The organism is Streptomyces sp. NPDC001270, from assembly GCF_042896695.1.
Classification (GTDB): domain Bacteria; phylum Actinomycetota; class Actinomycetes; order Streptomycetales; family Streptomycetaceae; genus Streptomyces.
The window spans coordinates 211,568-234,893 of the sequence record NZ_JBIAXM010000005.1 but is presented as its reverse complement, the minus strand read 5'-3'; the positions used below and the strand labels follow the sequence as shown (position 1 = coordinate 234,893).

Annotated in this window: 17 protein-coding genes; 7 read left to right on the top strand and 10 right to left on the bottom strand. The window is 73.1% G+C overall.

The annotated features are described in order from the left end of the window. Positions 1-168 precede the first annotated feature (168 nt). From dxs to ACFY2B_RS11005, 3 genes are all read left to right on the top strand, one after another. Positions 169-2,097, top strand: a complete 1,929-nt coding sequence (gene dxs / locus ACFY2B_RS11015; protein WP_390762842.1) for a 1-deoxy-D-xylulose-5-phosphate synthase — start codon at positions 169-171, stop codon at positions 2,095-2,097. 136 nt (positions 2,098-2,233) lie between these two features. Then, complete coding sequence (locus tag ACFY2B_RS11010) at positions 2,234-3,748, top strand: amino acid permease (protein ID WP_390762841.1); 1,515 nt, start codon at positions 2,234-2,236, stop codon at positions 3,746-3,748. 132 nt (positions 3,749-3,880) lie between these two features. Next, positions 3,881-5,329: an ArnT family glycosyltransferase gene (locus tag ACFY2B_RS11005; RefSeq protein WP_390762840.1), complete on the top strand. Its 1,449-nt coding sequence runs from the start codon at positions 3,881-3,883 to the stop codon at positions 5,327-5,329. A 123-nt stretch (positions 5,330-5,452) separates the two neighbouring features. On the opposite strand, the gene ACFY2B_RS11000 is transcribed toward ACFY2B_RS11005, so the two are convergent. After that, positions 5,453-5,824, bottom strand: a complete 372-nt coding sequence (locus ACFY2B_RS11000; RefSeq protein WP_390762839.1) for an NTP pyrophosphohydrolase — start codon at positions 5,822-5,824, stop codon at positions 5,453-5,455. Positions 5,825-5,897: 73 nt separating this feature from the next. Here ACFY2B_RS11000 and ACFY2B_RS10995 point away from each other — a divergent pair, with 73 nt between their 5' ends. After that, positions 5,898-6,911: a hypothetical protein gene (locus ACFY2B_RS10995; RefSeq protein ID WP_390762838.1), complete on the top strand. Its 1,014-nt coding sequence runs from the start codon at positions 5,898-5,900 to the stop codon at positions 6,909-6,911. 130 nt (positions 6,912-7,041) lie between these two features. Here the strand turns inward: ACFY2B_RS10995 and ACFY2B_RS10990 are convergent, their stop codons facing one another. From ACFY2B_RS10990 to ACFY2B_RS10970, 5 genes are all read right to left on the bottom strand, one after another. After that, positions 7,042-9,171, bottom strand: coding sequence for a 3-hydroxyacyl-CoA dehydrogenase NAD-binding domain-containing protein (locus ACFY2B_RS10990; protein WP_390762837.1), 2,130 nt, complete (start codon positions 9,169-9,171; stop codon positions 7,042-7,044). Beyond that, positions 9,168-10,385: a thiolase family protein gene (locus ACFY2B_RS10985; RefSeq protein ID WP_390762836.1), complete on the bottom strand. Its 1,218-nt coding sequence runs from the start codon at positions 10,383-10,385 to the stop codon at positions 9,168-9,170. The genes ACFY2B_RS10990 and ACFY2B_RS10985 overlap by 4 nt, the downstream gene beginning before the upstream one ends. Positions 10,386-10,876: 491 nt before the next feature. After that, a complete protein-coding gene (locus tag ACFY2B_RS10980) occupies positions 10,877-12,190 on the bottom strand; it encodes an HRDC domain-containing protein (protein WP_390762835.1) in 1,314 nt (437 codons plus the stop codon). A 194-nt stretch (positions 12,191-12,384) separates the two neighbouring features. Further along, positions 12,385-13,044 (bottom strand): response regulator transcription factor, encoded by a 660-nt coding sequence (locus ACFY2B_RS10975; protein ID WP_250401061.1) that lies wholly within the window; start codon positions 13,042-13,044, stop codon positions 12,385-12,387. A 584-nt stretch (positions 13,045-13,628) separates the two neighbouring features. Further along, the gene (locus tag ACFY2B_RS10970) at positions 13,629-14,306 is read right to left on the bottom strand and encodes a DUF3000 domain-containing protein (RefSeq protein ID WP_390762834.1); all 678 of its coding nucleotides are present in this window, start codon (positions 14,304-14,306) and stop codon (positions 13,629-13,631) included. A 131-nt stretch (positions 14,307-14,437) separates the two neighbouring features. Between ACFY2B_RS10970 and hemE the strand changes: the two genes are divergently transcribed. Beyond that, positions 14,438-15,505: a uroporphyrinogen decarboxylase gene (hemE, locus tag ACFY2B_RS10965; protein ID WP_390762833.1), complete on the top strand. Its 1,068-nt coding sequence runs from the start codon at positions 14,438-14,440 to the stop codon at positions 15,503-15,505. A gap of 1 nt (position 15,506) precedes the next feature. On the opposite strand, the gene ACFY2B_RS10960 is transcribed toward hemE, so the two are convergent. The 3 genes from ACFY2B_RS10960 to ACFY2B_RS10950 form a co-directional block, all read right to left on the bottom strand. Then, complete coding sequence (locus ACFY2B_RS10960) at positions 15,507-16,340, bottom strand: rhomboid family intramembrane serine protease (protein WP_390762832.1); 834 nt, start codon at positions 16,338-16,340, stop codon at positions 15,507-15,509. A gap of 97 nt (positions 16,341-16,437) precedes the next feature. Next, complete coding sequence (locus tag ACFY2B_RS10955) at positions 16,438-17,862, bottom strand: FAD-dependent oxidoreductase (RefSeq protein ID WP_390762831.1); 1,425 nt, start codon at positions 17,860-17,862, stop codon at positions 16,438-16,440. Positions 17,863-17,936: 74 nt separating this feature from the next. After that, a complete protein-coding gene (locus ACFY2B_RS10950) occupies positions 17,937-18,956 on the bottom strand; it encodes a DUF4349 domain-containing protein (RefSeq protein WP_390762830.1) in 1,020 nt (339 codons plus the stop codon). A gap of 305 nt (positions 18,957-19,261) precedes the next feature. On the opposite strand from ACFY2B_RS10950, the gene hemG reads away from it, so the two are divergent. Together hemG and hemQ are read left to right on the top strand one after the other, a co-directional pair. After that, the gene (gene hemG / locus ACFY2B_RS10945) at positions 19,262-20,755 is read left to right on the top strand and encodes a protoporphyrinogen oxidase (RefSeq protein ID WP_390762829.1); all 1,494 of its coding nucleotides are present in this window, start codon (positions 19,262-19,264) and stop codon (positions 20,753-20,755) included. Then, the gene (gene hemQ, locus ACFY2B_RS10940; RefSeq protein WP_376523155.1) at positions 20,752-21,483 is read left to right on the top strand and encodes a hydrogen peroxide-dependent heme synthase; all 732 of its coding nucleotides are present in this window, start codon (positions 20,752-20,754) and stop codon (positions 21,481-21,483) included. The genes hemG and hemQ overlap by 4 nt, the downstream gene beginning before the upstream one ends. A 150-nt stretch (positions 21,484-21,633) precedes the next feature. On the opposite strand, the gene ACFY2B_RS10935 is transcribed toward hemQ, so the two are convergent. Further along, the gene (locus ACFY2B_RS10935; protein WP_390762828.1) at positions 21,634-23,286 is read right to left on the bottom strand and encodes an alpha/beta hydrolase; all 1,653 of its coding nucleotides are present in this window, start codon (positions 23,284-23,286) and stop codon (positions 21,634-21,636) included. Positions 23,287-23,326 lie beyond the last annotated feature (40 nt).

The window sequence follows — 23,326 nt, the reverse complement described above, 5'->3', positions numbered from 1 at the left end:
GGCTTCGCTCGAACAGGGGGGACCCCCAGTTCCCCGCGCCCCTTCGGGGGCGTGAGATGGTGCCCGGTGCCTTTGAGGTGCCGGGCACTGTCGTGTCCGGCGGAAGGTGAACATTAGACTGCCTCGGGCCTGACTACGCTCGATCAGCTCTACTGCAAGGAGGCACTGGTGCCGCTGCTGACCCGCATCAGGGGACCGCGCGATCTGGACCGGCTCAGTCTTGAGGAGCTGGACCAGCTGGCGGAGGAGATCCGGACCTTCCTCGTGGACGCCGTCGCCAAGACCGGCGGCCACCTCGGGCCCAACCTCGGAGTGGTCGAGCTGACCATCGCCCTGCACCGGGTCTTCGAGTCCCCGAAGGACAAGGTGCTGTGGGACACGGGCCACCAGTCATATGTGCACAAACTGCTCACCGGTCGGCACGACTTCTCGAAGCTGAAGATGAAGGGCGGCCTCTCCGGCTACCCCTCGCAGGCCGAGTCCGAGCACGACGTCATCGAGAACTCGCACGCCTCCACCGTTCTCGGCTGGGCCGACGGCATCGCCAAGGCCAACCAGCTGCTGCGCCGCGACAGCCACGTCGCCGCCGTCATCGGTGACGGCGCGCTCACCGGCGGCATGGCCTGGGAGGCCCTGAACAACATCGCCGCTGCCAAGGACCGCCCGCTGGTCATCGTCGTCAACGACAACGAGCGGTCGTACGCGCCGACCATCGGCGGGCTCGCCAACCACCTGGCCACGCTGCGCACGACGGACGGCTACGAACGTTTCCTCGCCCGCACCAAGGACCTCCTCGGGCGCACCCCGGTCGTCGGCAAGCCGCTGTACGACACGCTCCACGGCGCCAAGAAGGGCTTCAAGGACTTCATCGCGCCGCAGGGCCTGTTCGAGGACCTGGGCCTGAAGTACGTCGGCCCGATCGACGGCCACGACATCGAGGCCCTGGAGTCGGCGCTGGCGCGGGCCAAGCGGTTCGGCGGGCCGGTCATCGTGCACTGCCTCACCGAGAAGGGCCGCGGCTACCAGCCCGCCCTCCAGGACGAGGCCGACCGCTTCCACGGCATCGGCCCCATCCACCCCGACAGCGGCCTGCCGGTCAAGGCGTCGGGCGCCGACTGGACCTCCGTCTTCGGCGACGAGATGGTGAAGCTCGGCCGGGAGCGCGAGGACGTCGTGGCCATCACGGCGGCGATGCTTCAGCCGGTCGGCCTGAAGAAGTTCGCGGACGCCTTCCCGGACCGGATCCACGACGTCGGCATCGCCGAGCAGCACGGCGCCACTTCGGCGGCGGGCCTGGCGCACGCCGGACTGCACCCCGTCTTCGCCGTCTACGCCACCTTCCTCAACCGCGCCTTCGACCAGGTGCTGATGGACGTGGCCCTGCACAGGTGCGGGGTGACCTTCGTCCTGGACCGGGCCGGCGTCACCGGCAGCGACGGCGCCTCCCACAACGGCATGTGGGACATGTCCATCCTCCAGGTCGTGCCCGGCCTCAGGCTCGCCGCGCCGCGCGACGCCGAACAGGTGCGCGCCCAGTTGCGGGAGGCCGTCGCGGTCGAGGACGCGCCGACCGTCGTGCGCTTCTCGAAGGGCGCCGTCGGCCCCGCCGTACCGGCCGTGGACCGCGTCGGCGGCATGGACGTGCTGCGCAGGCCCGGCACCGACACCCCGGACGTGCTGCTGGTCTCCGTGGGCGCGCTCGCGCCGATGTGCCTGGAGATCGCCGACCTGCTGGACAAACAGGGCATCACCACCACCGTCGTCGACCCGCGCTGGGTCAAGCCCGTGGACGAGGCCATGGCGCCCCTCGCCGAGCGGCACCGGGTGGTCGTCACGGTCGAGGACAACTCCCGGGTCGGCGGCGTCGGCTCGGCCGTCGCCCAGGCCCTGCGGGACGCGGGCGTCGACGTACCGCTGCGCGACTTCGGTATCCCGCCGCGCTTCCTCGACCACGCCTCGCGCGCCGAGGTCCTCGCCGAGATCGGCCTGACCGCACCGGACGTCGCCCGCCAGGTCACCGGAGTCGTCGCCCGGCTGGACAGCCGCTTCGAACCGCCCACGGCCGAGATCGACCCCGTGGAGCGGGCCCGCGACTGAACGCCCGGACGGGCCGGTTCCGTCACCGACGACGAGTGACGCAACCGGCCCGTTTGCGTGAACACGTCCGTGCCGGGGCATAGGTTCCACGCCCCCTCTCGATCATGTCGAGAACGCCGAGCGCGGGAGGTACCTCGTGACCAGCAGCCTCTTCAGGACGAAGCAGGTCGAGCAGTCCATCCTCGACACCGAGGAACCGGAGCACGCGCTCAAGAAATCCCTGTCGGCGCTGGACCTGACCGTCTTCGGCATCGGCGTCGTCATCGGCACCGGCATCTTCGTGCTGACCGGCAAGGCCGCCAAGGAGAACGCCGGTCCCGCGGTCGCCCTGTCCTTCGTCGTCGCCGCCGTCGTCTGCGCCCTCGCGGCGCTCTGCTACGCCGAGTTCGCCTCCACCGTCCCGGTGGCGGGATCCGCGTACACCTTCTCGTACGCCTCCCTGGGCGAGCTGCCCGCCTGGATCATCGGCTGGGACCTGGTCCTGGAGTTCGCGCTCGGCACGGCGGTGGTCGCCGTCGGCTGGTCCGGGTACATCCGGTCGCTGCTGGACAACGCGGGCTGGCACCTGCCGGCCTACCTGGGCAGCCGGGACGGGGCGCACGGGTTCGGCTTCGACATCCTGGCCGCCGCGCTGATCCTGGTCCTCACCTGCATCCTCGTGCTCGGCATGAAGCTCTCCGCCCGGGTCACCTCGATCGTCGTTGCCGTCAAGGTGGCTGTCGTCCTCATCGTGATCGTCGCCGGTGCCTTCTTCGTCACCGCCGGCAACTACAAGCCGTTCGTCCCGCCCACACAGCCGGTCGAGGCGGGCGGCAGCCTGCACGCGCCCCTCTTCCAACTGCTGGCGGGCTGGGCACCGTCCAACTTCGGGGTGATGGGCATCTTCACCGCCGCCTCCGTCGTCTTCTTCGCGTTCATCGGTTTCGACGTCGTGGCCACCGCCGCCGAGGAGACCAGGAACCCGCAGCGGGACATGCCGCGCGGCATCCTCGGCTCGCTGCTCGTGTGCACCGTGCTGTACGTGGCGGTGTCCGCCGTCGTCACCGGCATGCAGCGCTACACCCAGCTCTCCATCGACGCCCCGCTGGCCGACGCCTTCAAGGCCACCGGGCACCCCTGGTTCGCCGGCGTGATCAGCTTCGGCGCCGCCGTCGGCCTGACGACCGTCTGCATGATCCTGCTGCTCGGCCAGACCCGGGTGTTCTTCGCGATGAGCCGCGACGGGCTGCTGCCGCGCTTCTTCTCCCATGTCCACCCGCGTTTCCGCACCCCGCACCGGCCGACCATCCTGCTCGGCGTCGTCATCGCGGTCATCGCGGGATTCACCAGCCTCAGTGAACTGGCCGAGCTGGTGAACATCGGCACGCTGTTCGCCTTCGTCGTCGTCGCCGTCGGGGTGGTCATCCTCCGGCGGACCCGCCCGGACCTGCCGCGCGCCTTCCGCACCCCATGGGTGCCGGTCGTCCCCGTGGTGTCCGTCGTCGCCACCTTGTGGCTGATGCTGAACCTGCCCGCCGAGACCTGGCTGCGGTTCGCCGTCTGGATGGTGATCGGCTTCGGCGTCTACTTCCTGTACGGCCGCACGCACAGCCGACTGGCCCCCGGCGGGCAGACCCCGGCCCCGCCCCCGGCGAAGGGTCCGCGCGCCTGAGCGGGCACGACGAAGTCCGGTGGGGGACGCCCCGAACGGACGCGGGGAGCCAGGGCGTCCCTGTTCGAGCGAAGCCCTCGCCCCGTATGTCCCGCTTCGGTGGAGGCTCCGGGTCCGGATAGCGTGCTCACCATGCTCGCCGCGCCTCCCGCCCCACCACGGTCCGTCGCCGTACGGACGGCGTACTGGGCGCGGCTGCTGCCCCTGCTGGCGGTACTGGCCTGCGTCACCCGGCTGCCGTCCTTCGCCCGGCCGCTGTGGAACCCGGACGAGGGCTATCTCGCCGTACAGGCGCGGATGCTGGCCCACGGCGGACGGCTGTACGAGACGGTCGTGGACCGCAAGCCGCCGCTCGTGCCCTGGCTGTACGAGGGCGCGTTCGCGGTGTTCGGATCGGGCTCGCTCACCCCGGTGCGGGTGCTGGCGATCCTCGCGCACCTGTGCACCGCGCTGCTGCTGGCCTCCCTGGCCCGGCGCCGCTGGGGCGGCACCGCGGGCCGCACGGCCGGCGTGCTGTACCTGCTGGTGTCCGTCGGACTCAACCCCGAGGACGCGCAGGCCGCCACCTTCGAGGTGTTCATACTGCCCTGCACGGCCGCCGCGATGTGGTGCGCGGACCGGCGCCGCTGGGGCGCCGCCGGGACCGCCGTCGCCTGCGCCTTCCTCGCCAAACAGACCGGCGGGGCGGTGCTGGTGCCGGTGGTGTGGCTGCTGCACCGGCACGGCGCACCGCCGGGCGGGGTGCTGCGGCTGGCGGCGGGGACGGCCGTGCCGGTACTGTGCGCGGCCCTGGTCACGGACCCGGCGGGCTTCGTCTTCTGGACCGTCACCGGCTCCGGCGCGTACGCCTCCTTCACCGGCTCCGAACTGCACGTCCTGGTCCGGGCCCTGACCAACACGGCGATCCTCGCGGTGGCCTCGGCCGGCCTGGTCCCGCCGGTGCTCCGCGCGTTGCGGGTGGCCCGCACGGGCGTGCCGGACCTGTGGCTGTGGCTGGGTGCCTCGGCCGCCGCCGTCACCGTCGGCTTCCACTTCTTCGGCCACTACTACCTGCAACTCACCCCGGCGATCGCCCTGTTGGCGACCGCCGCGACGCAGGTCCTGCCCCGGGAACGGCTCACGGCCGCGGTCCGCACCACCGCCTGCTGCTGCGCCCTGTTCCTGGCCTGGGGGCTGCTGGCGCCCCGCACCGACCTGGGGCACGCCCAGCGGCTCGCCGCCGCGGTCGGCGCCCGCACGGCGCCCGGTGACCGCGTCCTCGTCTGGGGCATGCACCCGGAGACGTACTGGCTCGCCGCACGCACCCCCGCCAGCCGCTATCTCACCGCGGGCCTGCTCACCAACTACAGCGGCGGACGCAACGGGCCCCAGGTGGGCGAGAAGTACGCCGTACGGGGCGCCTGGCCGGTCTTCCGCGCGGAACTGGCCGCGCACGCCCCGGCCCTGGTGGTCGACGACTCCCGCGGCGGACCGTACGCCCCCGACCGGGTACCGAGCCTGCGGCGGCTGCTGACGGCCGGTTACCAGGAGGTCGGGGAGGTGGACGGGGCGGTGCTGTACGGGCGGGCCGCGGGGGAGTAGCCGTACGTTCGGCCGTACGCACGGGTCGCGGGGGAGCAGCGGTACGTTCGCAGCCGCGGCTCCGCTCGCTCCGCCTCACCGGGGGACGCGGTCCGCGGGCTGGCTCCGGCGCGGCCCGGCCGGTCACCCCAGCGCGGCGCGCGGGCCGGTGACCTCCGCTCCCAGTTCCGTGACCCTGCGGCGCAGTTCACGGTCGGCCGTGACGACGAGCCGGTGCCGGTCCGGATGCCCGGCGACCAGCTCGACGACCCGGTCGTCGCCGCTGCCCGGCGCCGACTCCACCCGCACACCGGGCACGGACGTCACCGCACGCGCGCCGCCCTCGACGACGAGCACGATCTCGGCGGGCGCGGCACGGCCGGGCAGTCCGTCGGCGGCGAGCCGGTCGCGCAGCCGCTCGGCGGCGCCCTTCCGGTCCCGCCACCATCCGTCGGGCACCGACCCGACCACGTTGGCGGCGTCGACGATCACGAGCAGCGGGGATTCCACGTCCATGCCGCCAGGGTCGCACGGCGCCGCGGACCGGGGCGCTCCGGCCGCCGCCCGGGGCGCCGCTTAGAGTGAGGTGGTGAACGGCGATTGGCTCATACGCGGCCGAGACGGCCGGCTCAGTGTGTACCTGCTGTCGGACGACGCCGTCCTGTGCCGGGCGGAGCGCGGGCCGGACGGCACCTGGGACGCCCCGCGCAAGGTGGGCGGCGAACAGCGGCTGCACCCCGTCCTCGCCGTCGGACAGGGCACCGACGGCTACGCCCACCTGGTGTCCTGGCGGCCCACCGTCTCCGGCGAGGCCGGTCTCGTGCACTCCACCCACTTCCGCCCCAGGCTCGCCGCACTCGACTGGGCCGCGATCGGCCACCCCAACAAGAAGGGCGCGCGCACCGGTACACCGGCCGTCGCGGTCGACGCCCAGGGACGCGCCCACGTCTTCGTCCGCAACGGCGGCGGCGGTGTGAGCATGGTCGCCCAGAAGGTGAAGGGCGGCTGGGAACCGTGGCGCGACCTCAAGGGGAGTGACGTGCAGGAGGAACTGGCGGCGGTGACGGGAGAGTCGGGACGGGTGGAGCTGTACGCCGCGGTCCCCGACGGCATCCTGTACTGGCGGCAGGAGAAACCGGGCGCGCAGCCGGCCCTGGCGCAGGCGCTGGAGACACCGGTCCGCCCGGGCACCCTGCACGCCGTCGCCACCTCGCCCGACAGCACGACCCTCTTCTTCACCGACAAGGCCGGCTATCTGTGCGCCTGGCGTCCTGGGGGGCCGCCGGTCACCCTGCTGCCCGCCGCGGGTCCCGGCCCGGTGTCCGCCGTGCGCTGTGAACTCGACGGCCACGACTGCACGTTGCTCGCCCAGCGCGCGGCGAGCGGCCGGGTCGCCTTCGCCGCATACCCCACCGAGCAGGAGTCGGCGGGAGCCTGGTGGACCGAGTCGGGTCCGGCGCTCCCCGCGGACGCCGGGGTCTCGCTGGCCGTCGACGCGGACGACGAGGTGGTGGCGGCGTCCGCCCCGTCCACCGGCCGGCTCCTGCTCACCCGCCGCAAGGACGAACCCGGGCTGGCGCTGGTCGCGTGGCGGGAGGTCTGAGACCGCCGGCCCGGCGGCCGACGCCCCGTCCGCGAACCGCGCCGAGCAGCGGCGCGGCACGACGGAGAACCGCCCCGACACGCCAGTGGGCCTCCGCCACCCGGGCGGAGGCCCACTGCCGCGACCGCTGTCACACCGGGACGCTCGCCACGCCCGGAGCCAGGAACCGCTTGCCGTTCACGCGCTCGGAGACGCCCTCACGGTCCAGGTACGGCGTGACGCCGCCCAGGTGGAAGGGCCAGCCGGCACCGGTGATGAGGCAGAGGTCGATGTCCTGCGCCTCGGCGACGACGCCCTCGTCGAGCATGAGCCCGATCTCCTGCGCCACCGCGTCCAGCACCCGCGCCCGCACCTGCTCCTCGGTCAGCACGGCGTCGCCCTGCTTCAGGAGCGCGGCGACCTCCGGGTCCAGCTCCGGCTTGCCGCTGTCGTACACGTAGAAGCCGCGCTTGCCCGCCTCGACGACCGCCTTGAGGTTGGGGGAGACCGTGAAGCGGTCCGGGAAGGCCCGGTTCAGGGTCTGAGAGACGTGCAGGCCGATGGCCGGGCCGACCAGCTCCAGCAGGACCAGCGGTGACATCGGCAGCCCCAGGGGCTCCACCGCCTTCTCCGCGACCTCGACGGGCGTGCCCTCGTCGATGACGTTCTGCACCTCGCCCATGAAGCGGGTGAGGACGCGGTTCACGACGAACGCCGGGGCGTCCTTGACCAGGACCGCTGTCTTCTTCAGCTTCTTGGCCACGGCGAACGCGGTCGCCAGCGACGCGTCGTCCGTCTGCTCGCCGCGCACGATCTCCAGGAGCGGCAGCACCGCGACCGGGTTGAAGAAGTGGAAGCCGACGACCCGCTCGGGGTTCTTGAGCTTCGACGCCATCTCCGTCACGGACAGGGAGGAGGTGTTGGTGGCGAGGATCGCGTGCGCCGGGGCGACCGCCTCGACCTCAGCGAACACCTGCTGCTTGACGCCGATCTCCTCGAACACGGCCTCGATGACGAAGTCCGCGTCCGCGAAGCCCTCGGCCTTGTCCAGGACACCCGTCACCAGCGCCTTGAGGCGATTGGCCTTGTCCTGGTTGATCCGGCCCTTGCCGAGCAGCTTGTCGATCTCGCCGTGGACGTAGCCCACGCCCTTGTCGACGCGTGCCTGGTCGATGTCGGTGAGGACGACGGGGACTTCGAGCCGGCGCAGGAAGAGCAGGGCGAGCTGCGAGGCCATCAGGCCGGCGCCGACCACGCCGACCTTGGTGACCGGGCGGGCCAGGTTCTTGTCCGGGGCGCCCGCGGGGCGCTTGCCGCGCTTCTGGACCAGGTTGAACGCGTAGATGCCGGCGCGCAGTTCGCCGCTCATGATCAGGTCGGCGAGCGCCGCGTCCTCGGCGTCGTAGCCCTGCTGGAGGTCGCCGTTCTTGGCGGCGGCGATGATGTCGAGGGCGCGGTAGGCCGCCGGGGCCGCGCCGTGCACCTTGCCGTCCGCGAGGAAACGGCCCTTGGCGACGGCCTGGTCCCACGCCTCGCCGCGGTCGATCACCGGGCGCTCGACCTCGATGTCGCCCCCCAGCACCTGAGCGGTCCACAGGAGCGACTGCTCCAGGAAGTCGGCGCCGTCGAAGACCGCGTCGGCGATGCCCAGGTCGAAGACCTGCTCGCCCTTGAGCTGCTTGTTCTGGTTCAGGCTGTTCTCGATGATGACCGAGACGGCCTTGTCGGCGCCGATCAGGTTCGGCAGCAGGGTGCAGCCGCCCCAGCCCGGCACCAGGCCGAGGAACACCTCGGGCAGGGAGAACGCCGGGACGGCCCGGGACACCGTGCGGTAGGTGCAGTGCAGGCCGACCTCGACACCGCCGCCCATGGCGGCGCCGTTGTAGTAGGCGAAGGTCGGCACGGCGAGGCCGGCGAGGCGCTTGAACACCTCGTGGCCGCCCTTGCCGATGGCCAGCGCGTCCTCGTGGTTCGTCAGCAGCTCGACGCCCTTGAGGTCGGCGCCGACCGCGAAGACGAACGGCTTGCCGGTGATGCCCGCGCCGACGATCTCACCGGCCGCCGCCTCCGCCTCGACCTGGTCGATCGCGGTGTTCAGGTTCGCCAGCGAGGCCGGTCCGAAGGTGGTCGGCTTGGTGTGGTCGAAGCCGTTGTCGAGGGTGACGAGCGCGAACCGGCCCGCGCCGAACGGCAGGTCGAGGTGGCGTACGTGCGCCTGCGTGACGACCTCGTCGGGAAACAGCGCGGCCGCGTCCTTCAACAGATCAGCGGTGGTGCTCACTTGTCCCCCTCGAAGTGCGGGTTCTCCCAGATGACGGTCGCGCCCATGCCGAAGCCGACGCACATGGTGGTCACGCCGTAGCGGACCTCGGGCTGCTCCTCGAACTGGCGGGCCAGCTGCGTCATCAGCCGGACGCCGGAGGAGGCCAGCGGGTGCCCGAAGGCGATGGCGCCGCCGTACTGGTTGACGCGCTCGTCGTCGTCCGCGATGCCGTAGTGGTCGAGGAAGGCCAGGACCTGGACGGCGAACGCCTCGTTGATCTCGAACAGGCCGATGTCGGAGATGGACAGGCCCGCCTTGGCGAGGGCCTTCTCCGTGGCCGGGATCGGGCCGTAGCCCATGACCTCCGGCTCGACGCCCGCGAAGGCGTACGAGACGAGGCGCATCCTGACCGGCAGGCCGTTCGCGCGGGCGAAGTCCTCGCTCGCGACGATCGAGGCGGTGGCGCCGTCGTTCAGACCGGCCGCGTTGCCCGCGGTGACCCGGCCGTGCACCCGGAACGGCGTCTTCAGGCTCGCCAGGTTCTCCAGCGTGGTGCCCGGGCGCATCGGCTCGTCGGCGGTGACCAGGCCCCAGCCGGTCTCGCCGGCTTCCGGGTTGGTACGGCGCACCGAGATCGGCACCAGGTCCTGCTGGATCTTGCCGTTGGCGTACGCCTTGGCGGCCTTCTCCTGCGAGCGCACCGCGTACTCGTCGGCGCGCAGCTTGGTGAGGTGCGGGTAGCGGTCGTGCAGGTTCTCCGCGGTCATGCCCATGAACAGGGCGGACTCGTCGACCAGCTTCTCGCTCACGAACCGCGGGTTCGGGTCCACGCCCTCGCCCATCGGGTGGCGGCCCATGTGCTCGACGCCACCGGCGATGACGGCGTCGTAGGCGCCGAAGGCGATCGAACCGGCGGTGGTCGTGACGGCGGTCAGCGCGCCCGCGCACATCCGGTCGATCGAGTAGCCCGGTACGGACTGCGGGAGACCGGCGAGGATGCCCGCTGTGCGGCCCAGGGTCAGGCCCTGGTCGCCGATCTGTGTGGTCGCGGCGATGGCGACCTCGTCGATCTGCTGCGGGTCCAGACCGGGGTTGCGGCGCAGCAGCTCCCGGATCGCCTTCACGACGAGGTCGTCGGCACGGGTCTCGTGGTAGATGCCCTTCGGGCCCGCCTTGCCGAACGGGGTACGGACGCCGTCCACGAAAACGACGTCCCTGACGGTACGAGGCACGATGGCTCTCCTCCACGGTGCGGGATGGCACTGCCGCGCTGCGCTGAGCGCGCGCTCAGACTCTATGCTACTTATCGGTAACGTAGCTGCCCACCCCTCGGAGCGGGAGCGGCGAACGTCACACCTTCGGCGGCACCGCATACCGGTTCTTCTGGCGCGGCCCCTGAGCCTTCCGCGCGGGGTGGCCTGCGGACCGCGCACGGCGGGCCGCTCACCGCGGGCCGCGCCTTGAGCGGCAGCGGGCTGCGGGGCTGGGGGCTTCGGAATAGCCGGGCTTCGGAATGCGCGGGCTTCGGAACGCTTCGGAACACGGCGAGGGGCGGCCGACTGCGGTGTGCGGGCCGTCCCAGGATCTTGGCGTGATTTCGACGTCCGTTTTCCGCTTCCGTCGGCCTGCGACGCCCACGGGGAGACCGTCTTCGGGCGCTTCGGGGCGTTGACGCCACCGACCTGACGCCCGCCGACCCACCGCTCGCCGTGCCCGGCGACGGCTACGAGGGTTCCTGGTCCGCCTTGGCCTTCGCCGTCGCCGACAGCGCGGTCACGAGCGCGGGGGCGACCTGTTCGATCTGCCAGGGTCTCGCCCCGTACCCGGCGAGGGCGGCGGTCACCGAGTCGGTGTCGGCCGGCTTCGGCGGTTCCCAGCACAGCCGGCGCACGGTGTCCGGCGCGATCAGGTTCTCCTGCGGCAGGACGAGTTCCTCGGCCAGCGCCGTGACCGCGGCGCGGGCCGCCGACAGCCGGGCGGCGGCGACAGGGTCCTTGTCGGCCCAGGCCCGTGGCGGGGGCGGCCCGGTGACCGGCTGGCCCGGCTGCGGCAGCGCGGAATCGGGCAGTGCCTTGGCCCGGTCCACCGCGGCCTGCCACTGCTCCAACTGCCGCCGTCCGGTCCGGTGGCCGAATCCGTTCAGCGCGGCGAGGGCGTGCACGGTGCTCGGAAGGGCGAGCGCCGCCTCGACGATGGCCGTGTCGCTGAGCACCTTGCCCGGCGACACGTCCCGCCGCTGGGCGATCCGGTCCCGGGTCTGCCACAGCTCGCGCACCACGGCGAGCTGACGCCGCCGCCGCACCTTGTGCATGCCCGACGTGCGCCGCCAGGGGTCCTTGCGGGGCTCGGGCGGCGGGGCCGCGGCGATGGCGGCGAACTCCTGCAGCGCCCAGTCCAGTTTGCCCTGCCGGTCCAGCTCCTTCTCCAGCGCGTCGCGCAGGTCGACGAGGAGTTCCACGTCCAGGGCGGCGTACCGCAGCCAGGGCTCGGGCAGTGGCCGGGTCGACCAGTCGACGGCCGAGTGGCCCTTCTCCAGGACGAAGCCCAGGACGCCCTCGACCATCGCGCCGAGACCGACCCGCGGGAACCCGGCGAGCCGGCCCGCCAGCTCCGTGTCGAACAGCCGGCTGGGCACCATGCCTATGTCACGCAGGCACGGCAGGTCCTGGGTGGCCGCGTGCAGCACCCACTCGACCCCGGACAGCGCCTCGCCGAGGGCGGACAGGTCGGGGCAGGCGACCGGATCGATCAGCGCGGTCCCGGCGCCCTCGCGGCGCAGCTGCACCAGGTAGGCGCGCTGGCCGTAGCGGTAGCCGGAGGCGCGTTCGGCGTCGACCGCGAGGGGGCCGGTGCCCGCGGCGAAGGCCGCGACGGCCTCGGCCAGCGCGGCCTCGTCGGCGATCACGGGCGGAATGCCCTCACGCGGTTCGAGCAACGGGACCGGCGTCCCCACCGCAGAAGATCCGCCGTCGTCCGGAGGGGTACCCCCGGTGGTGCGCAGTGGCATGTCTGCTGCGGTCTCTTGGGCGTCGGTCACCTGTCAAGAGTATCCGTGGATGGACGGCACCCGTCGACGGAACGTTCCGTCGACGGGTGCCGAGGGGGCGTAAACCAGTCAGGTCGGTGAAACGTCGGGGACACGGTCGGCGGGGGACGCGGCCGGGAACCGCCCGGCCGATCCGGTTCACGGAAGTGAACGGCCGGAGTGAAAAACCGGCCGTCGCCGTGGGCTCAGTGGATGATTCCGGTGCGCAGGGCCACGGCGACCATGCCGGCCCGGTCACCGGTGCCCAGCTTGCGGGCGATGCGGGCGAGGTGGCTCTTGACGGTCAGTGCGGACAGGCCCATGGAGACGCCGATCGCCTTGTTCGACTGGCCCTCGGCGACCAGGCGCAGCACCTCGACCTCGCGGCCGGACAGCTCGCGGTAGCCACCCGGGTGACTCGGGGCACCCGGGGGGCGGCGGTGCATACGGGCGGCGGCGCCGAGGGGAGCGGCGCCCGGTCGGGTGGGGAGCCCGATGTTGGTCCGGGTGCCCGTGACGACGTAGCCCTTGACTCCGCCGGCCAGGGCGTTGCGCACGGCGCCGATGTCGTCGGCGGCGGACAGCGCCAGACCGTTGGGCCAGCCCGCGGCCCGGGTCTCGGACAGCAGGGTCAGGCCGGAACCGTCCGGCAGGTGGACGTCGGCCACGCAGATGTCGCGGGGGTTGCCGATGCGGGGACGAGCCTCCGCGACGGACGAGGCCTCGATGACGTCCCGCACACCGAGGGCCCACAGGTGGCGGGTGACGGTGGAGCGGACACGTGGATCGGCCACGACCACCATGGCGGTCGGCTTGTTCGGGCGGTAGGCGACCAGGCTTGCGGGTTGCTCAAGGAGAACGGACACCAGGCCTCCTGGGGTGCGGGACGGGACCGGCTCGTGGGGGGTGAAGCCGGGACGAACCGTGCTTTCAAGGTCACAGTCGTCTTCGGCACCAAACCCGTTCGCCTTTAGAGAATGATCACGATCTGGTGAGAACAATCCGTGCAATTCGGACACGCGATCGATCACCCGAAGATCAAGTCGGTTCGACCGGATTCGCTTCCGCGACTGAAAGTGGCCGTATCGACAAAGAGATGGTCAACGAGATGATGATCGACCGGTGGGCGGGACAGGGGGGCGGGTCGGGGTGAGGGGGTGGGGTGTGGGGGTGGTTCCGAGGGCCGGGGTCGGAGGGCCGGCGCCCTCCGACCACCGGCCGCTCGGGGACGAAGCCGCCGGACCGGAACCCGTTCAGTCGGCGAGGCCCGGTCCGTGCGGCTGATCGGACGCGGTGACGGCCGGGCCGCCGACCGAACCGTCGGCCGATGTGTCGACCGTGACGTCAGCCGGTGTGCTCGACCGACGTGTCGACGGATGTGCCCGATTAACGTGCCGACCGTGTCTCGTCGGCCGCGCTCACCGCGGCCCGGTCGCTGCGGCAGTGGCCGTCAGCGGGACTGCGGGTCCCTGCGCTGGGGCAGGGTCACCACCGACGCGTCGCCCGGTGCGGCCGGCGGCAGGCCCGCGACCTGGGCCAGCAGATCGCACCAGGAGGCCAGATGGGTCGCCGTGTCCGGCACCCCGCCCAGCCCCTCCCGAGGCGTCCAGGAGGCCCGGATCTCGATCTGCGAGGCCGGCGGCCGCGCGGACAGCCCGCCGAAGTAGTGCGAACCCGCGCGGGTGACGGTGCCGCTCGGCTCGCCGTACGACAGCCCGCGCGCCTGGAGCGCACCGGTCAGCCACGACCAGCACACCTCCGGCAGCAGCGGATCGGCCGCCATCTCCGGTTCCAGTTCCGCGCGCACCAGCGTCACCAGCCGGAAGGTGCCCTGCCAGGCGTCGTGCCCGGCCGGATCGTGCAGCAGGATCAGCCGGCCGTCGGCCAGGTCCTGGTCGCCGTCGACGACCGCGGCCTCCAGGGCGTACGCGAAGGGAGCGAGCCGCTGCGGGGCCGGCGTCGCATCCACTTCGATCTGCGGGCGCAGCCGCGCCGTGCGCAGTGCCTCGACCGCGGCCCGGAAAGCGGGCGGTGGCGAACTGTCCGAGTGCCGGTCCGCCTCCCTGGCACTCTTCGCATCGTCCATCCCACCAGCGCCGTCCGACAGTCGTCCCTGAGCCGCAGCCATGCGGGGAAGAGTAAGGGGAACGGGCGCTTCGCGCAGGGAGGGACACCACCTAAAGGGAACCTAAAGATCCCGGCCGCCTCCGGCCGAGGGCGCGACCAAGCCGGGTCCGGGGCCGTGCGAGACTTGCCGTCGTGAGTGCCAACGCAAGCCCCACGGGCCAGCAGCCGACCGCCACGTACGACAGCGCCTTCCTCAGGGCGTGCCGGCGCGAACCCGTGCCGCACACCCCCGTGTGGTTCATGCGCCAGGCCGGCCGCTCGCTGCCCGAGTACCGCAAGGTGCGCGAGGGCATTCCGATGCTGGAGTCCTGCACCCGCCCCGAACTCGTCGCCGAGATCACCCTCCAGCCGGTGCGCAGGCACGACGTGGACGCGGCGGTCTACTACAGCGACATCGTCGTACCGCTCAAGGCCATCGGCGTCGATCTCGACATCAAGCCCGGGGTCGGGCCGGTCATCGAGCGTCCGATCCGTTCCCGGGCCGACCTCGCCCAGCTGCGCGACCTCACCCCGGACGACGTCGCCTACGTCACCGAGGCCATCGGCCTGCTCACCCGCGAACTCGGCCCGACCCCCCTCATCGGCTTCGCCGGCGCCCCGTTCACCCTGGCGAGCTATCTCGTCGAGGGCGGCCCGTCCCGGACGTACCAGAACGCGAAGGCGATGATGTACGGCGACCCCGAGCTGTGGGCCGACCTGCTAGACCGTCTCGCCGACATCACGGCGGCCTTCCTGAAGGTGCAGATCGAGGCCGGTGCCTCCGCGGTCCAGCTGTTCGACTCCTGGGCCGGCGCGCTCGCCCCGGCCGACTACCGGCGCTCCGTGCTGCCCGCCTCCGCCAAGGTCTTCCGCGCCGTCGCCGGGTACGGCGTGCCGCGCATCCACTTCGGCGTCGGCACCGGCGAACTGCTCCCGCTCATGGGCGAGGCCGGCGCCGACGTCGTCGGTGTCGACTGGCGCGTCCCGCTCGACGAGGCGGCCCGCCGTGTCGGCCCCGGCAAGGCGCTCCAGGGCAACCTCGACCCGGTGGTCCTCTTCGCCCCCCAGGAGGCCGTCGAGGCCAAGACCCGCGAGGTGCTCGACGCGGCCGCCGGTCTGGAGGGCCACGTCTTCAACCTCGGCCACGGCGTGCCGCCCGACACCGACCCGGACGCCCTGACCCGGCTCGTGGACTACGTGCACACGCACACCGCCCGCTGACTCACCACGTCTGCCAGGTCTGCCGGGGCCGGGCCTGTCTGCCGAACAGCAGCCGGGGCGGCTCCGGCGGGGGCACGGTGCCCGGCCGCAGCGGCAGCGCGAGCAGCATGCCCACGACGAAGCCGACGACGTGCGCTGCGTACGCCACCGAACCGGCGTCGGAGACGCCCTGCCCGGACGAGTACACCGCCTGGAGCACGAACCAGAAGCCCAGCACCAGCCAGGCCGGCAGCCGCAGCGGCAGGAAGATCAGGAACGGGACGAGGACCCAGACCCTGGCCTTCGGATACAGCACCAGATAGGCGCCGAGGACTCCGGCGATCGCCCCGGACGCGCCGATCAGCGGCTCGCCCGAGGAGGCGTTGAACAGCGCGAAGCCGTAGCCGGCCGCGTAGCCGCAGACCACGTAGAAGAGGAAGTAGCGGATGTGGCCCATCCGGTCCTCGACGTTGTTGCCGAAGATCAGCAGGAACAGCATGTTGCCCAGCAGGTGCAGCCAGCTGCCGTGCAGGAACATCGCCGTGAAGACCGACAGCGGCGGGTACTTGTCGTACGACGGCGGGCCCACCACGCAGCCAGGCCCCTGTGGGCCGACGCCCACGGCGCCGGTCGGCACCAGCCGCGGCAGCTGATGGTGGATCAGCTCCCTGGGCACCGCCGCGTAATGGTCGAGGAACGCCTGGAGATGGCACAACTGCGCCAGGTCGCTGCCGCCGGTCACGGAACCCGCCATGCCGGGCGTGCGCAGGAAGACCAGCACGCACGCGGCGATCAGCGCGTACGTCACCCAGGGGGTGCGGCGTACCGGGTTCACGTCATGGACGGGGATGACCACACAGGAGTAGTGCCCGCACCACGGCGGACGGAATCCGTGCGGGCCGCCGGAGGAGGCTCGGTGTTTCCTGCGGACCCAGCCGGGGAAGGCCCTCCGTTCAGCGCGCCGGGGCGTCGCCTGTGGCCGCCTTCGCCACCTTCGCCGCCGCCTTGCGCGCCGCCACCAGGACCGGGTCCCACACCGGGGAGAACGGCGGCGCGTAGCCCAGGTCGAGGGCCGTCATCTCCTCGACGGTCATCCGCGCGGTCAGCGCCACCGCGGCGATGTCGACCCGCTTGGCCGCGCCCTCCCCGCCGACGATCTGCACGCCGAGCAGGCGGCCGGTGCCGCGTTCGGCGAGCATCTTCACCGTCATGGGGGCGGCGCCGGGGTAGTAGCCGGCCCGGCTGGTCGACTCGATGGTCACCGTCTCGAACTGCAGGCCCACCCGGCGCGCGTCCTTCTCCCGCAGTCCGGTGCGGGCGATCTCCAGGTCGCAGACCTTGCTCACCGCCGTGCCGACCACACCCGGGAAGGTGGCGTAACCGCCGCCGACGTTGCTGCCGATGATCTGGCCGTGCTTGTTGGCGTGGGTGCCGAGGGCGATGTGCCGTTCCTGGCCGGAGACCAGATCCAGCACCTCGACGCAGTCACCGCCCGCCCAGATGTTCCGGTGGCCCCGGACGCGCATCGCGAGGTCGGTGAGCAGCCCGCCGTGGCGGCCCAGGGGCAGCCCCGCGGCCCGCGCGAGCGTCGTCTGAGGGCGCACGCCGATCCCGAGGACGACCACGTCGGCGGGGAACTCCGCGTCCTCCGTCGCCACCGCCCGCACCCGGCCGTCGTCCCCGGTGAGCAGCTTGGTGACGGGCGCGTCGTCGACCATGGTGATGCCCAGGCCCGTCATGGCCCGGTGCACCAGCCGGCCCATGTCGGGATCGAGTGTGGACATGGGCTCCGCGCCCCGGTTGACGACGGTCACCTCGTAGCCGCGTTTGATCAGCGCCTCGGCCATCTCGACGCCGATGTAGCCCGCGCCGACGACGACCGCGCGGCGGCCCCGGGTGCGCGCCAGGGTGTCCAGCAGGGCCTGGCCGTCGTCGAGGGTCTGGACGCCGTGCACCCCGGGGGCGTCGACGCCCGGCAGGTCCGGGCGGAGCGGCGTCGCGCCGGTCGCGATCACCAGTTTGTCGTACGAGGTCCACGACTCGGCGCCGGAATCGACGTCACGCGCGCGTACCCGCTGCCGGTCCGCGTCGATCTCCGTGACCTCGGTGCGCATGCGCAGGTCGATGTGGCGCGCGCGGTGCTCCTCGGGCGTGCGGGCGATCAACTGGTCCCGCTCGGGCACGTCACCGCCCACCCAGTACGGGATGCCGCACGCGGAGAACGACGCGAAGTGACCGCGTTCGAACGCCACGATCTCCAGTTCGTCGGGCCCCCGCAGCCGGCGTGCCTGCGACGCCGCGGACATCCCCGCGGCGTCACCGCCGATCACGACCAGCCGTTCCGCCCCGCCGCGCGCCCCGCTGATGCTCGTGCTCATGCGCACACGCTACGGGGCACGGGGCCGGTACGGCCCGCTCAGCCCCAGTCGCCCGCTCAGCGCCCGTCGTCGGATCAGCCCTTGTCGCCGGGCGCCCGGCCGGCCACGTTCCCGGCCGCCGTGTCCCCCGCCGCCGGGGGCGCGGCCGGCAGCGGGCCCAGGGCGGTCGTGACCGGCGCCTGGGCGGTGCGGCGCGACAGCCGCGGGCGGACGGCCCGCAGCCACCCGAGGACGAGCAGCGCCGCCACGGCCACGAAGGGCAGCGCCGCGCCCAGGGCCAGGGCGATCCAGCGCAGCACGGTGACGAAGACGTGCCAGCCGCCGGACACCGCGTCCCCGAAGCCGGGACCGTCGCCCTTCCCGTCCTTCTCCACCGGCGCCTCGGACAGCGTCAGGGTGACGGTGGCCAGGCTCGTGCGGTCCTTCAGGGACGCCTGCTGGGCGAGCAGCGCCTCCAGATCGGCCTCGCGGCTGCTCAACTCCCCTTCCAGGGTGACCACATCGCTGAGTTTGTCCGCCCGGTCCATCAGGTCGCGGATCCGGGACACGCTGGCCCGCTGCGAGGCGATCCGGCTGGTCACGTCCACAACCTGGTCGGTGACGTCCTCCGCGCGCGCGGTGCGCCGGATCAGCTCGCCGCTGCCCTGGAGGCGGGCGAGGACCTCCTCGTAGGCGTCGGTGGGCACCCGCAGGACGACGCGGGTGCTCTCGTGGCCCCGGTCGTCCCGGCTGGTGCTCTCCTGGCCGACGAACCCACCCGCGTCCTCGACGGCGGCGCGGGCCTGGTCGAGGGCCTTGGGCACGTTCTTGACGCGCACCGTCAGGGCGGCGGTGCGGATGATGTGGCCGACGCCCGGCCGGGGCGCCTCGGTCGTCCCGGCGGCGTCCGTCCGCCCGGCCGCGTCGCTCCTGCCGGCCGCGCCGGAGCCGCCGCCACCGGCCGCGTCCCGCTCGGCCACGCTGCCGGCCGCGGCGGCCTTGTCGGCACTGCTGCTCGCGGTGTCGGAGGCGCCGCACCCGGTCAGCGCGAGGGTGGCCGCCAGCAGGATCCCGAGCAGGGCGGGCAGCGGGCGTGCGGAGTGTGGTGTGCGCATGGGCGATTCCCCCCAGGGGCCGTGACGACGGATGTTCCTTCGACGCCGCACCCGGCCGGAACGTTTGGCCGGAACGATTCCGGAACGGTTCCGGAGCGGTCACGGTCGGAACGCGCGCGGGACACGCGCCCCCGGCCCCGGAGCCCCGCCGTCTCGCCCCCGCAGGACAGACGGTTCGACGGGTTGGACGAACGCAACGAACGCCACGAACGCCACGACTGCAATGAGTTCGGCGGACTCGGAGGGCGCGGCGGCGAGGCCCGGCCCCGGGGTGGGCCGTCGGTGGCGTCTGAGAGGCTGGAGCCATGAGCGCATCGGGTACGGGTACGGGGCACGTCGTCGTCATCGGAGCGGGGATCGCCGGGCTGGCGGCGGCCCACCGGCTGCTGGACCGCGGGGCGCGGGTGACCGTGCTGGAGGCGGCGGACCGGGTCGGCGGCAAGCTGCTGCCCGGTGAGATCGCGGGCGTACGCGTCGACCTCGGCGCCGAGTCGATCCTGGCCCGCCGGCCGGAGGCGGTGGCGCTCGCGCGCGAGGTGGGCCTGTCCGGCCTGCTGCGCACCCCTGCCACCACGACCGCCTCGATCTGGACCCGTGGCGCGCTGCGCCCCATGCCCAAGGGACATGTGATGGGCGTCCCCGGCACGGCGTCCGCGCTGGCCGGTGTGCTGTCCGAGGAAGGCGTCGCCCGCGTCGGGCGCGAGGCCGGCCTGCCGCCCACCGAGGTCGGCGACGACGTGGCGGTCGGTGCGTACGTGGCCGCCCGGCTCGGCCGCGAGGTCGTCGACCGCATGGTCGAACCCCTGCTGGGCGGGGTGTACGCGGGCGACGCGTACCGCATCTCGATGCGCTCGGCCGTCCCCCAGCTGTTCCAGGCCGCGCAGACCCACGACTCGCTCACCGAGGCGGTCCGCGGCATCCAGGCGAAGGCCGCCGCGCACCAGCAGACCGGTCCGGTCTTCCAGGGCGTCGAGGGCGGCCTGGGCCGGCTGCCGCTCGCCGTCGCCGAGACCGTGCGGGCCCGGGGCGGCGCGGTGCTGACCTCGACACCGGTGACGGAGCTGCGCCGGGAGGCGGCCGGCGGCTGGCGCGTCGTCGCCGGCGACCGGGTGCTGAGCGCCGACGCCGTGGTGGTCGCGGTGCCCGCGCCGGCCGCCGCCCGGCTGCTGGCCGCCGAGTCCCCCGGCGCCGCCGCCGAGTTGAAGGCCGTGGAGTACGCCTCCATGGCGCTGGTCACCCTGGCCTACCGCCGGGACGCCGTCGCCCTCCCCGAGGGCAGCGGCTTCCTTGTGCCCCCGGTCGACGGGCACACCATCAAGGCGTCCACCTTCGCCTCCCAGAAGTGGGGCTGGATCGCCGAGCAGGACCCGGACGTGATGGTGCTGCGCACCTCCGTCGGGCGGTACGGCGAGACGGAGATCCTGGGCCGCGCGGACGCCGACCTGGTCGCCCTCTCCCGCCAGGACCTGCGGGAGGCCACCGGTCTGGCCGCCGAACCCCTGGAGACCCGGGTGACCCGCTGGACCGACGGCCTGCCCCAGTACCCGGTCGGCCACCACGCGCGCGTGGCCCGCATCCGTGAGCACGTCGCCAAGCTCCCCGGTCTGGCCGTGTGCGGCGCCCAGTACGACGGCGTGGGCATCCCGGCCTGCGTCGCGAGCGCCGCCGCGGCCGTGGACCGGCTGGCGGGCGACCTGCGCACCCTCGCGGACGCCGGAGCGGAGCCGGCCCGACCCGGAGCGGAGCAGGCCGGACCCGGTGCGGCCGCCGCGGGGCCGAGCGGGAGAATGAACGCATGAGTGACGACGCCCCCACCACCGAGTCCGGCAGGATCCCGAACAAGGGCAAGCTGGCCAAGGACCTCAACGAGGTCATCCGCTACACGCTGTGGTCCGTGTTCCGGCTGAAGGACGTGCTGCCCGCGGACCGCACGGGCTACGCCGACGAGGTCCAGGAGCTGTTCGACCAGCTCGCCGCCAAGGACGTGACGATCCGCGGCACCTACGACGTCTCCGGGCTGCGCGCCGACGCCGACCTCATGATCTGGTGGCACGCCGAGACCAGCGAGCAGCTCCAGGAGGCGTACAACCTCTTCCGCCGCACCAGGCTGGGCCGCGCGCTCGACCCGGTGTGGTCGAACATGGCGCTGCACCGCCCGGCCGAGTTCAACCGCGCGCACATCCCGGCGTTCCTCGCCGACGAGACGCCCCGCACCTACGTCAGCGTCTACCCGTTCGTGCGCTCCTACGACTGGTATCTGCTGCCCGACGAGGACCGCCGCCGGATGCTCGCCGACCACGGCAAGATGGCCCGCGGCTACCCGGACGTGCGCGCCAACACGGTCGCCTCGTTCTCCCTCGGCGACTACGAGTGGATCCTGGCCTTCGAGGCCGACGAACTGCACCGCATCGTCGACCTCATGCGCCATCTGCGCGGCTCCGAGGCCCGGCGGCACGTCCGCGAGGAGGTCCCCTTCTTCACCGGCCGCCGCAAGGAGATCGGCGAACTGATCGAGGGGCTGGCGTAACGCACGGACGCACCGCACCGCACCGCGGGAACACCGCGGCGCGCGCCCCGCGGAGCCCGGACGCACCGTCAGGGGCGCTCGCGCGGCCTCGCCTCCGGCGTCCGGACCTGGCCGCAGTCCGGGTCCGGCCTCCGGCGTCCGCGCCTGCCCTCAGGGGCGTTCGGCCTTGCCCTTCAGCGCGTCGCGCAGTGACTGCTGCTGTCCGGTGCGGCCGGCAGGGGTCCGGGGCTCGGGCTCGGGGCGCGGCGCGCACGCCGCGCGCCGCCCCGGCACCCGGCCCTCCAGCAGGTACGCCTCCAGGTGGGCGTTCACGCACGGGTTCGACCCGCCGGCGATCCCGTGCGTGCCCGCGTCCCGCTCGGTCACCAGGACCGAGCCGGCCAGCCGCCGGTTCATCTCCAGCGCCCCGCCGTAGGGCGTGGCCGCGTCCCGCTCGCCCGCCAGGATCAGCGTCGGCGGCAGCTCGCCCGGCCCGGTCCGCACGTCGAGGGGCCGCTGCCGGGGCACCGGCCAGTACGCGCACGGCAGGTTGGTCCATACGTTGTCCCAGGTCTCGAAGGGCGCCACGCGCGCGAGCCGGGTGTTGTCGCGGTCCCACACCGCCCAGTCCGTCGGCCAGGGCGCGTCGTTGCACTCGACGGCCGTGTAGACCGCGCCGGCGTTCTCCGCTTCGGCGGCCGTCCCGTCGACCGGCGCGGCGATCCCGACCAGTGGCTTCGGGTCGCCCTTGAGGTACGCGGACAGCGCCGCGGCCCGGCTCGGCCAGAAGTCGTCGTAGTAGCCGGCCATCAGGAACGCGCCCTGCAACTGGGCCGGCCCGACCTTGCCGTCGGCGGGCTCGGCGGAGAGCCGGGCCCGCGCCTTCTCGTAGCTGATCCGCACCTGTTCGGCCGTGGCACCGAGCCCGTACACGTCGTCGTGCCGGGCGATCCAGTCACGGAAGTCCGTCCAGCGGCTCTCGAAGGCGGCCGACTGCTCCAGGTTGGCGCGGTACCAGATCTGCGCGGGGTCCGGGTTCACCGCGGAGTCCAGCACCATCCGCCGTACGTGCGCGGGGAACAGCGTCGCGTACAGGGCGCCGAAGTAGGTGCCGTACGAGGCGCCCATGAACGTCAGTTTCCGCTCGCCGAGCGCGGCCCGCAGCACGTCCAGGTCACGGGCGTTGTTCAGCGAGTTGTAGTACCGCAGGGCGCTGCCGGACCGTTCGGCGCAGCCGCGCGCGTACGCCTTCGCCTGGGCGATGCGTTCCTGCTTGTACGACTGCGAGGGGTGCGTCGGTGCGGCCGCCGGCCCCTTGCGGAAGCGCTCGGGTGCCTGGCAGGACAGCGGTGCCGAACGGCCCACCCCGCGCGGGGCGTAGCCGATGAGGTCGTACGCGGCGGCGATCCGGCGCCATTCGGGCAGCACCCCGATCACCGGGAAGTACAGTCCGGAGGCGCCCGGTCCGCCCGGGTTGTAGACGAGGGCGCCCTGCCTGCGCACCTTGAGCTTGCTGTTGTGCGGGTCCTTCTGGGTGGCCCGCGCCCGGCTGACGGTCAGTTCGATCTGCTTGCCGTCGGGGTGCGCGTAGTCGAGCGGAACGCTGACCGTGCCGCACCGCAGGCTCGCCGGCGCGTCCGGTTCGGCGGAGCACTTCCCGAAGTCGATGCCCGTGGCCCGGGCCCGAGCGGCGGCCACCGAGGCGCCCCGCGCCTCGGCCGCGGCCGGAGCGCCGGCGGCAACCGGAGCGCTGCCCGCGGGGGCGGCGGCGAGGGCGGTCAGGAGCAAGGATCCGGCGGCCGAGCAGAGGGCGGCAGCTTTCATCGGGTATCCCTTCGGAGCGCGGCAGCACCGTCGCTGCGGC

Coding starts and splice junctions, on each gene's coding strand:
- ACFY2B_RS10950 (WP_390762830.1), bottom strand. CDS start 18,956: ATGCGCACACCACACTCCGCACGCCCGCTGCCCGCCCTGCTCGGGATC.
- ACFY2B_RS10935 (WP_390762828.1), bottom strand. CDS start 23,286: ATGAAAGCTGCCGCCCTCTGCTCGGCCGCCGGATCCTTGCTCCTGACC.
- hemQ (WP_376523155.1), top strand. CDS start 20,752: ATGAGTGACGACGCCCCCACCACCGAGTCCGGCAGGATCCCGAACAAG.
- hemG (WP_390762829.1), top strand. CDS start 19,262: ATGAGCGCATCGGGTACGGGTACGGGGCACGTCGTCGTCATCGGAGCG.
- ACFY2B_RS11005 (WP_390762840.1), top strand. CDS start 3,881: ATGCTCGCCGCGCCTCCCGCCCCACCACGGTCCGTCGCCGTACGGACG.
- ACFY2B_RS11000 (WP_390762839.1), bottom strand. CDS start 5,824: ATGGACGTGGAATCCCCGCTGCTCGTGATCGTCGACGCCGCCAACGTG.
- ACFY2B_RS10970 (WP_390762834.1), bottom strand. CDS start 14,306: ATGGCTGCGGCTCAGGGACGACTGTCGGACGGCGCTGGTGGGATGGAC.
- ACFY2B_RS10955 (WP_390762831.1), bottom strand. CDS start 17,862: ATGAGCACGAGCATCAGCGGGGCGCGCGGCGGGGCGGAACGGCTGGTC.